The sequence below is a fragment of the Krasilnikovia sp. M28-CT-15 genome (assembly GCF_047159595.1).
Taxonomy (GTDB): Bacteria; Actinomycetota; Actinomycetes; order Mycobacteriales; family Micromonosporaceae; genus Actinoplanes.
This window is the reverse complement of record NZ_BAAGAK010000001.1, coordinates 7,324,356-7,338,892: the sequence shown is the minus strand read 5'-3', so window position 1 is coordinate 7,338,892 and position 14,537 is coordinate 7,324,356. Positions and strand designations below refer to the sequence as shown.

14 protein-coding genes are annotated in these 14,537 nt (G+C 67.8%); 1 reads left to right on the top strand and 13 read right to left on the bottom strand.

Features of this window, described 5'->3' with window-relative positions:
* Positions 1-10: 10 nt before the first annotated feature.
* From ACMCNO_RS33665 to ACMCNO_RS33635, 7 genes are read right to left on the bottom strand one after another with little or no spacing between them, the layout of a single operon-like run.
* Complete coding sequence (locus ACMCNO_RS33665) at positions 11-919, bottom strand: hypothetical protein (RefSeq protein WP_412753433.1); 909 nt, start codon at positions 917-919, stop codon at positions 11-13.
* Entirely contained in the window at positions 912-1,937 is a 1,026-nt protein-coding gene (locus tag ACMCNO_RS33660; RefSeq protein WP_412753432.1) for a tRNA-guanine transglycosylase, read from the bottom strand. The genes ACMCNO_RS33665 and ACMCNO_RS33660 overlap by 8 nt, the downstream gene beginning before the upstream one ends.
* A gap of 18 nt (positions 1,938-1,955) precedes the next feature.
* Complete coding sequence (locus tag ACMCNO_RS33655; RefSeq protein WP_412753431.1) at positions 1,956-3,662, bottom strand: carbamoyltransferase; 1,707 nt, start codon at positions 3,660-3,662, stop codon at positions 1,956-1,958.
* 5 nt (positions 3,663-3,667) lie between these two features.
* Positions 3,668-4,792 carry an arginine deiminase family protein gene (locus ACMCNO_RS33650; protein WP_412753430.1) on the bottom strand — a complete coding sequence of 375 codons (1,125 nt, stop codon included), beginning with the start codon at positions 4,790-4,792 and terminating at the stop codon, positions 3,668-3,670.
* A gap of 5 nt (positions 4,793-4,797) precedes the next feature.
* Positions 4,798-5,976 (bottom strand): acyl-CoA dehydrogenase family protein, encoded by a 1,179-nt coding sequence (locus ACMCNO_RS33645; protein ID WP_412753429.1) that lies wholly within the window; start codon positions 5,974-5,976, stop codon positions 4,798-4,800.
* Positions 5,973-7,178, bottom strand: a complete 1,206-nt coding sequence (locus ACMCNO_RS33640) for a hypothetical protein (protein ID WP_412753428.1) — start codon at positions 7,176-7,178, stop codon at positions 5,973-5,975. The genes ACMCNO_RS33645 and ACMCNO_RS33640 overlap by 4 nt, the downstream gene beginning before the upstream one ends.
* A gap of 2 nt (positions 7,179-7,180) precedes the next feature.
* Positions 7,181-7,414 (bottom strand): phosphopantetheine-binding protein, encoded by a 234-nt coding sequence (locus ACMCNO_RS33635; RefSeq protein ID WP_412753427.1) that lies wholly within the window; start codon positions 7,412-7,414, stop codon positions 7,181-7,183.
* Between the two features lie 903 nt (positions 7,415-8,317).
* Between ACMCNO_RS33635 and ACMCNO_RS33630 the strand changes: the two genes are divergently transcribed.
* On the top strand, positions 8,318-9,388 hold the full coding sequence (locus ACMCNO_RS33630; protein ID WP_412753426.1) for a thioesterase II family protein: 1,071 nt from the start codon (positions 8,318-8,320) through the stop codon (positions 9,386-9,388).
* A 46-nt stretch (positions 9,389-9,434) separates the two neighbouring features.
* Here ACMCNO_RS33630 and ACMCNO_RS33625 read toward each other — a convergent pair whose 3' ends face one another.
* From ACMCNO_RS33625 to ACMCNO_RS33600, 6 genes are all read right to left on the bottom strand, one after another.
* Positions 9,435-10,664 (bottom strand): ATP-grasp domain-containing protein, encoded by a 1,230-nt coding sequence (locus ACMCNO_RS33625; RefSeq protein WP_412753425.1) that lies wholly within the window; start codon positions 10,662-10,664, stop codon positions 9,435-9,437.
* Between the two features lie 381 nt (positions 10,665-11,045).
* Positions 11,046-11,402, bottom strand: a complete 357-nt coding sequence (queD, locus tag ACMCNO_RS33620) for a 6-carboxytetrahydropterin synthase QueD (protein WP_412753424.1) — start codon at positions 11,400-11,402, stop codon at positions 11,046-11,048.
* The gene (gene queE / locus ACMCNO_RS33615) at positions 11,402-12,040 is read right to left on the bottom strand and encodes a 7-carboxy-7-deazaguanine synthase (RefSeq protein ID WP_412753423.1); all 639 of its coding nucleotides are present in this window, start codon (positions 12,038-12,040) and stop codon (positions 11,402-11,404) included. The genes queD and queE overlap by 1 nt, the downstream gene beginning before the upstream one ends.
* A 6-nt stretch (positions 12,041-12,046) precedes the next feature.
* A complete protein-coding gene (gene queC / locus ACMCNO_RS33610; protein ID WP_412753907.1) occupies positions 12,047-12,751 on the bottom strand; it encodes a 7-cyano-7-deazaguanine synthase QueC in 705 nt (234 codons plus the stop codon).
* A 188-nt stretch (positions 12,752-12,939) separates the two neighbouring features.
* Complete coding sequence (locus tag ACMCNO_RS33605; protein WP_412753422.1) at positions 12,940-13,653, bottom strand: YggS family pyridoxal phosphate-dependent enzyme; 714 nt, start codon at positions 13,651-13,653, stop codon at positions 12,940-12,942.
* 19 nt (positions 13,654-13,672) lie between these two features.
* Positions 13,673-14,422 (bottom strand): thioesterase II family protein, encoded by a 750-nt coding sequence (locus tag ACMCNO_RS33600; RefSeq protein WP_412753421.1) that lies wholly within the window; start codon positions 14,420-14,422, stop codon positions 13,673-13,675.
* Positions 14,423-14,537 lie beyond the last annotated feature (115 nt).

Sequence of the window (14,537 nt, the reverse complement as noted above, 5' to 3'; positions counted from 1 at the left end):
CGCGGTCGGGTCAACCGCGCTCAGCCAGCAGGAAGAACTCGTCCTCGGTGACGTGCTCGCCGATGGTCCGGAGCCCGTGGTCGGCGCAGAACCGCTGGACCACACGGCGCTCGCGTGCCTCGATGTTCTGACGCTTGGCCATCGCCACCCGTGACCCGCTGATGAGAAGCCGGGGAGCGGGCGCCGCGGCGAGCACCGGGGCGAGCTGTGGCTCCTGACGGAGGACGACGGGAACCACCTTGAGCATCCACGCCACGTCGCACGTCTCCGGCAGGCCCAGGCGGTGCAACGCCGCCCAGCCGTCGGCCACGTTCCACTGCGCCGGCCGGACGAGTCCCGCCGGCAGCCTTGCCGCGTACGCCGCCACGGCCGCCACCGCCTTCGGGTCCTTGTCGGGGGCCCAGTATTGCGTGATGCCCTGCCGGTGGAGCCAGTCGGCGCCGAGCAGGGCGGGCAGCACACCTGCGCCGGCGTCGACGACGACGCGGCTGCCGGTCGGGTTGGCGGCCTCCAGCACGTCGAGGAACTGGGCGCGATGGCCGAGCCGCTCCGCCGTGCTGACATGGGCCGCGGCGATGTCCGTTGCGGCGGCCTCCACCTGCTCGGTGGATGCGTCCGGGGGCAGCTCCATCAGGGTTTGCAGGGCGGTGTCGAACGCGGCCGGCTCGGCCCGGTACGAGCGCAGCCGGTTGTAGATGGTCTTCTTGGTCAGCGTGGCCGCGTCCTTGTACACCCGGGTGCGCTGCGCTTCCCTCGCCGAACCGGCGGCGGCCACCACGGCCAGCAGCTTCTGGTTGCGGCTCCACTCGTCGAGGATGACCTCGACTGCCCGGGCCTGATCGATCCGGTAGCGCCGGACGACGTCCCCGGCGAGATCCGCAGCGAGTTCCTCCAGGATCTGGGCGCCTTGGTCAGGCAATTCCGACCTCCTGCCACGAACCCCGCAGCGCGCTGGTGGGAAACCATTCGTCGTGCAGCTTGAGCACGTTGTCGAGGTGGCCGGGCAGGGTGCCCGCGCTGAGGTGCGAGCGGATCACCTGGATCGTGACGAGGATCGTCCACAGGTTGTGGATGATGAGCTGTTCGGTGTCGGGCATCGTGCGCGGAGGCTCGCCTTGGCAGACGGGACAGGTGCAGATGAATTCGCCCGCCGCCAGCTTGTCCAGGTCCTGCAGCGCGCCGTACGGGGTCATGTACCACCCGGATTGGGCGTAGTGCCCGTACGAGGCGGAGTCGAAGACGTTCACGCCGCAGGCGACCAGGAACGGCATCTCGACCGGATCGCCGGCGCCGTAGACGTGCATCGGCACGTCCGGGCCGATGATGCCGCGCGCCTCCGCGGCCGTCCTGCCGACGAAGCGCAGGTCGTGGTTGCGGTTGAAGAAGGGTACGAGCGAACCGAGCGCCAGATACCGCACGCCGAGGTCCCGCAGGAACTCGACGCTGCGCTTGCGTAGATCGGCGAAGCGTCCCCCCTGCTGGACCCCGACGAGGATGCCCCGCTCGACGAGCGGCATCGCTTTCACGATGCGTTTCTCGGTCGACAGGAGCTTCGCCTCGGCGACGGTCTTCTTGTCGCCGGGCGGGGTGATGAGATCCAGCGGGGAGACGATGTCGCTGCCGATGCGGTCCTGGAAGCGGACGATGTCGGCGTTGTTGAGGTAAAGCTGCCTGGTGAGGCCTTGGAACGCGCCGGAGTCGGTGGTGACCAACCCGTCGAAGCCCAGGTAGTCGTGCAGCCCGGGACCTTCGACGAGCTGTTGACGAAGATCGCGCTGCTTGTAGAGAAAGTACGAGTTGACGATGCAGCCCTCGATCTCCGGACCTTCCGCCCATGCGGACCGCAAGGCCTGCATCCGGTGCGGTTGGTAAACCGGAAGAAAGATGGGCAACTCGTACTTTCGCCCGTTGTTGATTACAAGCTCACGCGAGAACATCAGGCACCTTCGTCGGCATCACACCTTTGCGACCAAGAAGCTACCAGCAGCCAGGTAGTCGACCTGCGTCTTCTCGAACGTGGCGACGGCGTCCGCGGGCGTGCAGATGATGGGCTCCTGGTCATTGAAGGACGTGTTGAGCACCATCGGCACTCCGGTGATCTTCTTGAATTCGGAGATCATCCGGTGGAACCGGGGGTTGGTGGCGGCGCTGACCGCCTGCAGCCGACACGTGTCGTCGACGTGCAGAACCGCCCCCATCTGCGGCTTCTTGTCCTCCTTCGCCCGATAGGTCACCAGCATCATGTCGGCCGCCAGGGTGTCGCCCGGGACCTCCATCCAGTCGGCGACATCCTCCGCCAGCACGCTCGGCGCCAGCGGCCGGAAGTATTCGCGGTGCTTCACCTTGTGGTTCAGGATTTCGCGCATCGCGCGGTCCCGTGGGTCGGCCACGATGCTGCGGCAGCCCAGCGCGCGCGGCCCCAGCTCCATCCGGCCCTGGAAGTAGCCGACGACGTTGCCCTCGGAGATGAGCCGCGCGACCGTGGCGTCGATGTCGTCCGGCACCGTGTAGGACAGCTCGCGCCGGTCCAGCTCCGCCCGGATCTCGTCGTCGCTGAACTCCGGCCCCCAGTACGCGTGCGTCATGGGCTCGGTGCGCGGCTTGTCGAGCTCACCGTTCCACACGTACAGCGCCGAACCCAGCGCCAGACCGGCGTCGTTGGCCGCGGGCTGCACGTAGACGCTCTCGAACTCGGACTCCGCGAGTAGCAGCGTGTTGGTCACGCAGTTGAGCGCCACCCCGCCGGCCAGGCAGAGGTTCGCCGAGCCGGTACGACGCCGCAGGTGGGCGGCCATGTGCAGCATGAGCTCATTGGTCTTGGCCTGCAGCGCCGCCGCGATGTGCTCGTGGACCGGCTCGATCTCGTCGCCGGGCCGCCGCGGCGTGATCCCGAACAGCTCGACGAGCCGATCGTGGTAGGCGCTCGGCGGGTAGTACATGATCTCGGCGAAACGCAGGGTGTCACTGTCCATGTCGAAGCCGCCGTCCGGCGTCGACCACGCCAGTTGATCGAAGGCGGCCTTGAAGACGGCCGGATCACCGTACGCGGCCAGTCCCATCACCTTCGCGGCGTCGTACACCCCGAAGCCGAGCAGCACCGAGATGGTTTCCCACAGGTAGCCGAGGGAAGCGGGGTACCGCACGTCGAGCAGCGACTCCAGGGATCTGTCGCGCCCGTGGTAGAGCCGCGTCGACCAGGCGTCGTCACCGAGCGCGTCCACGACGAGGACCGCCGCCTCCTGGTACGGCGAGGCCAGGAACGTCGATGCGGCGTGCGCCGTGTGGTGCGGCACCCAGCGGAAGTCACCGCGGAACCCGTGCTCGGCCAGGACCTGGGGGATCTTCGGGACGTTCTCGAGGAACCGCACCCGGTCCGCGGCGTCGTTCCACGCGGAAGGCAGGCCTTCCTCGTGGACGCGTCGCATCTCGTCGAGGTCCGCCGCGCAGGTCGCCATGTCGACGTCGGCGAGCGAGATGCCGGCATGGCCGAGGACGTAGGCGATCGACTGCATCGGCAACTCGTGCGGATTGTCCGATCGGGCCTGTTTGCCGTGCTTGACCCGGTTGAAGCGCTCCTCCTCGGCGGTGGCCAGCAGCACGCCGTCCTTCAAGAGCGCCGCAGACGACTCGTGGTAAACGCTGTTGAGGCCGAGTATGTACACGGGTCTCACCCCTTCAGGTTCGGGAAATAGTCCTCGGCCTTGCCGCTGCGCCGCACGTCCCAGGTCGCGCAGTGCAGCGAGCCGCCGTACTCGTAAACCTTGCGGAACGGCACCTTGACGACCTCGAAGCCGCGTTCCTCGAGCAGGTCGTGCATGGGCTTTTCCTGCTCCTCGCACACCACCACGTCCGGCGCGATGCTCAGGACGTTCATCGACAGCCACTTCGACGACTGGCAGTACAGCGGCATCTCGTGGTTGTCGGTGCTCGGCGTGGGCGCCTCCATCAGTTCCCAGCCGTTGTCCAGGAACAGCCGTTCCTCGCCCTCACGCAGCGGACGGTCAGGATTGGTGAGGATCAGCCCGGGCCGGAGCGGCACGAACGTGCAGTCGATGTGCGACGGGAAGAAGTCCAGCGGGAAGTGGACGGTGTGCACCCGCAGGCCCTTGGGCTCCAGGTGACGGCGGAGCCAGTTGATGCCCTGCCGGTTCGTCGTCATCGACTCCTGGATGATCACATCCCGGCCGAATCGGCTCATGTCGGCGGCGTCGAAGATGACCTCGTCCTGGGTGACGCAGAACTCGAAGTTGTGCATCTCCGCATGGCGCTTCTCCAGCGGCCAGTCCCAGAACTCCTCCCGGTACATGTCGTCGGCCATCGACGGCTTCGGAGCCGCCGTCCACACCATCTGCGGGTCGTTGTTCCAGTAGTGGTAGATGAGCGGCCGGTACGGCAGGTACTCGAAGAAGCGCGCCCGGCGGGACATCGTGGCCTCGATGATCTCGTTGCCGATCGTGATGAGGACGTCCCGGGGACAGACCCCGCAGTACTGGTTCGAAACCTCGAAGGTCGGCGTCTTCACGGAGGTCGTGTAGTCGTGCGCCTCGGGGCGGCGAACCGTGACGCCGTATCCCTTGAGGACCTCGGCCAGGTTGTCGAGCTCTTCGTTCGCACCCTCGACCATGCCGTCGGGCTTCGGCCCGGTGGGGAACGGGCCACCCGATCCGTCGCGCAGTTGCGGACGGGAGCCGGGCTCCACGGGCTCGAAGGCGGCCCCGTCGGCGCGACCGACGATGATCTCCTCGAGCGGGTCCCATTCGTTCCAGGCGTTCACCAGCGGTGCTGCGGTCATGACTGTCACCTTCCGTTCTGCGAGGGCGCCAAGGCTTCGGCTCGGCGCTGGGCTGCCCGCCAGGACGTCAATGTCAGCTGGCCGATCTGTGTCTCCTGGATCTGCGAGGTGCCCTCGATGACGCATTGGATCTTGGCGTCTCGGAGGTGCCGCTCGACGCTGCTCTGCGCCGAGCATCCATACGCACCGTGCATCTGGACCGCGTCGGAGGCCACCGCGAAGGCGTTCTCCGATGCGACGTACTTGGCGATCAACGTCCGGCGAACAGCGTCCCGGTCGCTCGAGTCCCGTGCCCGCGCCGCTGCCTCGCACTGCATGCGGGCGGAGTCGACGGCGCACACCATCCGGGTGATCATGCGAGCGACGAGCTGATGGTCCCCGATGGGCGTCCCGAACTGCTGACGCGTGGCAGCCCGCTCGAGGGAGGCGTCGAGGCACGCCGCGGCCAGCCCGACGCTGCCCCAGGCCGTGCTGAACCGGCCGTGGTCCAGCGCGGCCGTCGCCACCGCGTCGAAGGCCAGTGGACCCTGCGCGACCACGTGCTCGGCGGGCACCTCGCAACCGTCGAACCGGATCGCGGCGAGGTGTGAGGCGCGCAGGCCGAGCAGATCGCCCTGCGGTGTGACATGGACCCCGGGGGTGTCGCGTTCGACGAGAATCGCCGCCACGTGCCCCTCGAGCCGGGCGAAGACGAGGAACACGCCCGCGCGGGCAGCGAAGCTGATCCACGACTTCTCACCATTGAGCACCACCGACCCGCCCCGGCGCTCGGCGACCGTCGCGGCCGCGCGGGCATCGCTGCCGGAGTGCGGCTCGGTGAGGGCGAACGACCCATACACCTCACCGGCGGCCAGGCGCGGCACCCAGCGGTCGCGCAGCGGCGGCTTCGCCCACCGCTGCAGTGCATGCGCGACCATGCCCTGCACACCGATCAGATTGCGGACCGAGCCGCACGCGCGACCCGCCTGCTCGTTGAACCGGCCCAGGACGTCCATGTCGAAGCCGCGGCCACCGGCCTGCTCCGGCAGCGACGGCACGAGGAGACCCTGGGCGCCGAGGAGCCCGGCGATCTTCTCGTCCATGTCCTGCGCGTGGTCCCACGCAGCGGCGTTCGGCGCCACCGTCCGATCGAAGAACTCCTTGCTCAGCCTCAGGACGTCGGCAGCCTCGACACCGGCGCTCATTCCGATACCCCCGCCCGGACCGCTTCGGGCCATCCGCTCGGATCGACCCCGTGCTGCGTGACGAATGCGGACGCCAGGCGTTCGAGACCGAAACCGACACAGCCGGTGTGGCTCGGTCCGGCGCCCTGCGAGATGTCGAAGGCCTCGCCGAAGTGGCTTCCGTGCAGGTTGAACGACCCCACGGCGATGCTTCTCCCCTCGGCGACGTCGGCGACGATCTCGTACTTGAGCTCCATGACCCGCTGCGACAGCACGCTGTCCTTGGAAGCGTCGCCGAAGAAGTGGTCATTGGCGACCTCGCAGCGGGCGGCGAGCCCCAGCCGATCGACGAGCGCGAACGCAGCCTCGAGGAACTGCCGGCGGGCGCCGACCACATAGGCCTCGGGCCCGAGGAACACGGTCTCCCGGATCGTGAAGTCCCAGAGCCGGTCCAGACCCGATTCGTAGCGTGACTCGAACCGGAAGCTCTTGCCGCGGGAGGTCACCACCCGCTGATCCACCGAGCTGCCGGACACCTGGTGGAACGTGTGGTAACACATCGTCGGCGGCAGGCAGTACCGGTCGTCCCGGACCAGGCTGAAGATCTCCGGGGTGATGCGGCGCCCGGCATCGCGGTAACGGCGCAGGAAGGTCTCGTAGACGTCCGCGTCGTTGTGCAGACGGGAGACGAACATGACGAAGTGCGGGAACGACTCGAAATAGTTCTGCCGCTCGAGCACCTCCATGGGCAACAGCGTCGGATAGCGGTACTCCGTGCTGTGCGGCATGGCCATGGCGATCGCCCGTACCTGCCGGTCCAGGTAGTCGACGAGTCTGATCATCAGGTCACCGAAGGTCACCGTGCCGGGGCCGGGGACGTGGACGAGACCGGCGCGCACCATGTCGGGCAACGGATCCGGCCACCGCTCGCTGCCACGCGCGGAGGTCCACAGTACCTTGGGCTGCCAGGCACGCTGGACGCGTACCTCGCGCTCCACCACGCGGTTGATCTTGTCGGTGAGCTCCTCGACCGTGTCCGCGGGGTGCGGCACGAGCGTCAACTCCAGCGCTTCGACGCCCTCGTCACCGCGCACGAACGCGAAGGTGCGGACGTCCGGGCTGATGAAGTGGACACGCTTGCCCAGTTCGGCCTCGAGCCGCGCCGGAAGCGGCCGGGACAGCGAAACGCGGACCGTCGGGTCCGTCCTGGCTGGCTGTGTCATGGTCACGGACCGGTCAGCCGTTGCACGAGGGCGTCGATGTCCTTGACGGACCGGAAGTTCTCGAAGACGAGATCCTCCCCGTCGATCTGGATGTCGAACGCCTCCTCGAGGAACGCCACGAGCTGGACGACGAACATCGAGTTCACCAGGCCGCGGGCGAAGATGTCGTCTTCGTCGGCCACGGGCTCAGCGATGTGCTCGGCCAGGAACTGGCGAATCTGATCTGTGCGATCCACGCATCTCTCCCGATGTGGAATACGGTCGCCGCCGGCAGGTACGCCTGCGGGTCGCTTGTGGACAGGTCTACCCGCGGTGGCGTGGAAGGCGGCTGCACCGTCGGCGGGTCAGGGAGGGGCTCAGCCCCCGGTTGATGTGTCGGCGCAGTGCTGTGACGACCACGTCGGCACCACTCGCCTTTGCCTCGAATTCACGTTGCCATCACCCGGGCGCGGCGAGCGCGGCCAGGAACAGGACTCTACGGAGCGGTTCCCGACGCTGCTGCCCCACCCGGTACGCCCATCGATCGAGATCTCGGCGAGGCGCGCCCGCGCGGTACGGCCAGCCGCGTCAGCGGGCTGATGCGCGTCCTGCCGCACCGAGCGCGCCGACCCCGTGACCTGCATGATCAGATCGCGGAGGTCGCCGGATCGGCGTGCGGAACCGCGATCTCCTGCCGGGCTGCGGGCAACTCGCGCTGTCGTCCACCGCGGCGACGCCGGGGCGCCGATGGCGAGGCTCGGCGGATGCCGGGTCGATCAGCGCGATGACTCCGCCTGCCATCGCGACGGCGCGAGAGGCGACGGCGCGAGAGGCGACGGCCGAATCCGCCGACCAGGGCAGACATGCGGCCACCGGGGACCCGGCGGACGGCTCCAGGCCCTGGTCCCGCAGGGTGCTCGCGGCTTCCAGTGGCTGCCGGTGGACCTGACCTATGTCGACCTGAATCGATCTGCGGTCAACGCCGGCTTTCGATCTCGGGTGGCCCCAAACAGCACCATCCACGAGAGGTGCTCCCCCGTACTTCAAGGTAAAGATCCCCCAAATCCACCCCCCGTGCGGGGTCGACAGGTACCCACAGCGGCGGCCGTCAGCCGCGACCGCATCATGATAACCGGCTATGCGTGGACGATGCTCGTGCTGTGACGAACGGCTTCGGACAATGCCACATTGCACGGATGGGTGTCAATCGAACCGTGGCCGGGCCACGCGTCGGCGAAACACCGGTCGAAGGTCTGCTCACCGGCGCTGATCTAGCGGCTGGCCAGGACCGACCGCACTCGACACGCGCGCCGTACGGGCCCTGGCGGCGTTGGGGATCACCGCCGAAGCGCGCGGCGACGTCTGCTACCGTCGGCCAAACTCACGTAGGGAAATGCGATGCGCTTGTCCACGCTGTTGCGCGGTCGCGGGAACGGGTCGAAGCCGGCGTGACCGCCTTCGTCAAGGCGCCGGCCGGCCGATGGCTGTGGCGCTACCACCGAGGATCCGACCACCCGGTCTGCCGGCTGCTGCTCCTGCCCCACGCGGGCGGGTCGGCCAGCTACTTCTACCGTTTCTCGCAGCTGCTCGCGGGCGACATCGACGTGCTCACGGTGCAGTATCCGGGTCGCATGGAGCGGTACGCCGAGCCTCTCGTCTGCGACATCGAAGAGCTGGCCAGGCAACTGTCCACGGCACTCCTCGAGCACGAGCTCACTGACCTGCCACTCGCGTTGTTCGGTCACAGCATGGGTTGCCTGGTCGGCTACGAAGCAGCGAGCTTCCTGGCGGAGAAGGGCCATCCGGCGCGATGGCTCTTCGCCTCGTCGTGCCGCGCCCCCGGCACCGTTCACGGCAAGGCCGCGGTGCGCACGACGGACGACGCCATCGTGGCCGACCTGAGAAGGCTCGGCGGCACCGACGTCTCCGTACTGGACGACCCTGGGATGCGGGAACTCTTCCTGCCGGTCCTCCGGTCGGACAGCCGGGCCGTGGAGCTGTACGGTGAGCGCCCTCGAGCGCCGCTGAACGTACCGGTGACTGCGATTCACGGAGTCGACGACCCCTGGGTCGATCGGCGTGCCGCACAGGCGTGGTCGGCGGTGACCTCCGGCCCCTTCGAGTTGCGGGACTTCCTGGGTGGGCACTTCTACTTCTCACAGGCAGAACACCAGGCAACCGTCGCCGATCTGGTAAGAAGCCGCCTGCTCGGCATGCCGTCGCCGTCCTGACGACGGTCCCTGGTGCATTCTCCTCTGCCACCTGCGGCCGTGCCGGTCAGCCGGCTTCCTTGAACTGCAACCGAACGCGGCGCAGGGTCTCCTCGTGCAGGTAGGGGATCAGGGCCAGGTCGTTGCAGTGGTAGAAGACGTCATAGCAGTACAGCCAGCGCTCGCGACCACTCTTGACATTCCGTGCCGGCACGACCGTCCCAGGCTGCAGATACTGGAGATCGAACGAGAACTCGGGCCGCTCGTGGACCCAGTCGAGGCCGTCGAAGCCGACGAACTCGCCCGAGTCGTGCGCGTTGACGAACACGCCGAGCAGGAACCCGTCCTTCCGCGGGTAGTCGGACGGCAGCGTCTCACGCAGCGCGAGCTTCAGGGTCATCTCGCGGGGATCGACTCCGAGGAAGATGTTGAGCATCTTCGGCACGCTGCCACCGCCGATGCGGGAATTCACCTCGATGATCTGGAGACGCTCACCGTCCCATTTGCACTCGACGTGAACGAACGTGTCATCCACACCGAGCTTCGTCATCGCCTCCTGCAGCTGGCTGTGGATCAGTGCTTCCTCAGCCTCGGTCACGAACGGCGTCGGGCACAGGTTCGCCGTCTCGAAGTGGAAGCCGCCCTCCCGGTCGAACTTGTACTTCTCCTGGATCAGCAGGGGCACGAGCCGGCCGTGCTGAACGAAAGCCTCGTAGGACAGCTCCCGCCCCTCGGTGATGAACTCTTCGATCAGGATCTGCCGCTTCGGGTCCCACACCTGTTCGCCGTCGTCGACGGGATGGAGGTCGGGTTCTTCGGCGAGCGCGGCGAACGTGTTGGTGATGACCTCGTGCGCAGCGTCCCGGTCGTGGACGAACTCGACGTAGCTGCTGGCAGCGCCCCAGATCGGCTTCACCACGAAGGGGAAACCGATCTCTGTCGCGAGCGCGTCGATCCGCTCCGGCGTGGCCTCGTCCACCGACAGCACCGCCGTACGCAGGGGCATGGTGTCAGCCAGGACGCGACGCAGCCGAGGCTTGATGCGGCAGTTCAACTGGCCCATCAGCCCGGGGAACGGCATGCCCAGCCGCTGCGCGACGCTGAACTGCGCGGACCACGTCTTGTCCCCGATGATGGAGAAGCGCAGACCGTCCGCGGCGTACGGCGCCAGCGCCGCTCCGAGCGACTCCGCGGAGAACACGTCGTCGCAGACGACCACCTCGTCTGCCGCGTCCGTGAACTTGGGTGCAGCTTCGGCAGTGGCCAGCACCAGAATGCGGTGCCCCAGCTTGCGCATCTGCTGCATCCGCAAGTGAAGTTCTGGCCACATCTCCAGACCTGGGAGAGTCAGTTCAACGTAGTAGCGCGGCTCGGGAGTACCCGCAGGCATTCAGGTCACCTCTCAACAAACGGTCGCGAATGCGAACGCTGGACACGGCGGCGAGGGATCGGTGGCGTGGCATCAAGAAGTCGGCAGCGCAGGTCACTGGCATGGAGGGTGTGCGGCGCCAACAACCATGCTTACCGACATCGATGCGATATCCGGCGCCAACTTCCCCGTTCCGCGACGAGCTTACTCCGACACTCTCGGTCGATCACCATCGATGTCGGGAGCGCGGCACATTGCTGCACCGGCTCGGCGAGATCGGGACTGATCAACTGATCGAGGGCCGTAGCTTTACGGCTCTCCTCGGTAGACGCAGCCGGAGGTGCAGGTCTCTCGAACCGTGACCGCCGACAGTGGAAGTTGGCCGATCAGCCGGTCCCAGATCCAGCGGGCCAGTACTTCGCTGGTGGGATTCTCCAGGCCCGGGACCTCGTTGAGGTAGTAGTGGTCAAGCTGGTCGTGGAGCGGCTGGAACGCGTTCTTGAGCTGGCCGAAGTCCATCACCCAGCCCGCCTGAGGGTCGACGTCGCCGTGGACGTGGACCTGCACCCGGTAGGAGTGGCCGTGCAAGCGCGCGCACTTGTGGCCGGCTGGCACGTGGGGCAGCCGGTGCGCGGCTTCGAAGGTGAACTCCCGGAAGATTTCCATCAGGCGATTCCTATGTACTTATGGGTCTGCAGGCTCAGCTGCCACTGCGGATGATCAAGGCAGTACCGCACCGCGGCCTCGGTGTTGGCCACCCGGTCGGGGCCGTCCATGGGTTGCAGCAGGAAGTGGTCGAAGGCGAGGTCCTCGAACATCTCCGGCTCCGCGCCGGCCTGCGGGTAAACCAGCTTGAGGTCGTGGCCGCGGCGGAGCACCAGATCGGCGCCCGCCTTGGGGCTGACGCAGATCCAGTCGAGACCGGCCGGTGCGGGCCGGGTGCCGTTCGTCTCGACGGCGATCTCAAAGCCCTCGGCGTGGAGTGCCTGCACGGCGGCCTCGTCCAGTTGCAGCAGCGGCTCACCACCGGTGCAGACGACGTAGGGGCGGCTGCGCGGGTGGGGCTGTCCCAGCCATGTCTTCGCCACGGCGCCCGCCAGATCGGCCGCAGAACGGAATCGACCCCCGCCGGGGCCGTCGGTGCCGACGAAGTCGGTGTCGCAGAACTTGCAGACGGCGCGATGCCTGTCCTGCTCCCGTCCGGTCCACAGGTTGCAGCTGGTGAACCGGCAGAACACGGCCGGCCGACCGGCATGGGTCCCCTCACCCTGCAAGGTGTAGAAGATCTCCTTGACGCGGTACACCGGAACTCACCCGGCCGTCGTTGCCAGAGCCGGGTCGGTGAGGCCGAGTTCCGCGAAGCCACGCCCGCGCAGCAGGCAGGAGTCGCAGGTTCCGCACGCACGCCCGTCGACCGGGTCGTAGCAACTGTGCGTCCAGGCGTAATCCACCCCCAACTCCAACCCTCGGCGGATCGTCTCGGCCTTGGTCAGCTGGATCAGTGGAGTGTGAATACGCAGCCGCTGGCGGCCCTCGACGCCCGCCTTGGTGGCGAGATTGGCCATCTGCTCGTAGGCGGCGACGTACTCCGGACGGCAGTCGGGGTAACCGCTGTAATCCACCGCGCTGATCCCGAGGAACACATCGGAGGCATCCAGCGTCTCCGCCCACGCGAGAGCGAAAGAAAGGAAGATCGTGTTGCGCGCGGGCACGTACGTGACCGGAATGTCACTACCGAGATCGTCCGCGCTGTCGTGGTGCGGTACGGCAAGGGCGTCGTCGGTCAGTGCCGACCCGCCGAAGACGCGCAAATCGATGTCAGCGACCACGTGCTTGACCGCTCCGAGCTCCCGCGCCACCCGGCTGGCGGCCTCCAGCTCCACCGTGTGTCGCTGGCCGTAGCGAAAGCTCAGGGCGTAGGCTTCGTACCCCTCGTGCACCGCCATCGCGAGCACCGTGGCGGAGTCCAGCCCTCCGCTGAGCAGCACCACAGCTCTGCGCCTCGCCGCAGACATGTACCAGGCCGCCTTTCGCACTCGCACCGAGAATTGCACCCGGCCCGCTCTGATGGTCGGTCGCGGACGCGGCTCTCGTAACGTCAGCCACCCTGCGCAACCGACCCTGACAGGATACCGGTGTCCGGAGACGGCGCGGCGAGGGAGGCCTTTTACCAGGCATTTCGGGACGCGGCGGACGCGAGGGATCAGTGGGCCCGCGGCGCGCGTGGGCCGACAATCGCCGCGCCGAGGCGCAGATGTGTGGCCCCGGCCGCCACCGCGGCGGGCCAGTCGCCGGTCATACCCGCGGAGAAGGTCGTGGCTGTCGGATACGTGCGGAGCAGCCGGCGGTGCTCGGCGGCGGCAGCCCGGTACGCCTCGGCCGGGTCGAGATCTGGCGCGGGCATGGCCATGAGGCCGCCCAGGACCAGTCCCGGGGCCGCCGCGATGCGCTCGGCCACCTCCATCAGATCGGCCGGCAGGGCGCCACCACGCTGCGGATCATTGTCCTGCTTGAGCTGGATCAGGCAGGACAGGACGCGTCCTTCGGCGACGGCCGCGGCGGACAGGGCCTCCACCAGGGAAGGACGGTCCACCGAGTGGATCACGTCGGAGTAGCGGGCCACCTGGCGTGCTTTGTTGCGTTGCACCTGCCCGATGAAGTGCCAGGTGGTGACGGCGGCGCACCGCTGATCGTCGTGTTTCTGGACCAGCTCGGCGACGCGGTTCTCGGCGACCTCGGGGAAGCCGAGGTCGGTGGCCAGCTGGACGACCTCCGCCGGGAATGTCTTGGTGACCGCCACGACGTGCACGCCTTCCGGGTCCCGGCCGACATCGACCGCCACGCGGGCGATATCCGCCCGCAGCCGGTCCACCCGTTCACGGACCTCGGCCGGGGCGCCTACCGAGCTTGTCGTCATCTGCTGTTCCACCGTTCGATCAGGACGCGAAAGCTCGTCCGCCGGAGCGGTGCATGTCGCAGACCGCCAGGATCTCCCGCGCGACGGCCTCCGGGCAGTCGTTCATGAGGAAGTGGCTGCCGGGCAGCTCGCGCACGGTGACACCGCGACTGGTGTAATCCGCCCAACGTCGGTTCTCCGCGCGGCTCACCATCTGGTCGTCGGTGCCGTAGACCGAGACGATCGGCAGGTCCAGCGGGGACACGTCGTAGTCGCAGGTCTCACTCACCTGTAGGTCCGCCCGGATGCGAGGCTCCGCCATCTCCCACATCTCGTCGTCCACGTCCTCGGGCTCGGCCACGTCGAAGTACTTGCGCAGGTCCTCCGTGGAACTCGAGTAGAAATGCGGTTCCCGGCGGGCGGTGGCCGGCGTGACCGACCCGTTGACGACCAGCGCCACCGGACGGCCGACGCCCTGCTGGAGCAGGCGGTGGGCGAGTTGATAGGCGACCGGGCCGCCCGTGCAACAGCCGTAGATCACCAGGTCCTCGGCGCCGCGGTCGGCCAACTCGGCGGTGACCCGGCTGAGCACTTCCTCGGGGTCGGTGATCGGCTCGGCGTCCCAGAGGTCGCCGCGTCCGGGTAACCGGACCACGGTCAGGTCGACGGCCGGCTCGAGAACCGGCACCCAGGGCTGGAAGAACGGCGTGCCCGCGCCGGCCGCCGGGATGGCGACCACCGTCATGCCACCCGACGTCGAACCTGTGATGTCGCACAGCAGGGCTGTCACTGCTTGCCTCCCCGTGTCGCAGCCGGGCGGCGGATTCGAATTGCACCGTCCGGCATGCCGCGTCGACGTCAGCGCCGACCGATGAGTCGATGTCGCACCAAGGCGGGGTCGAGCC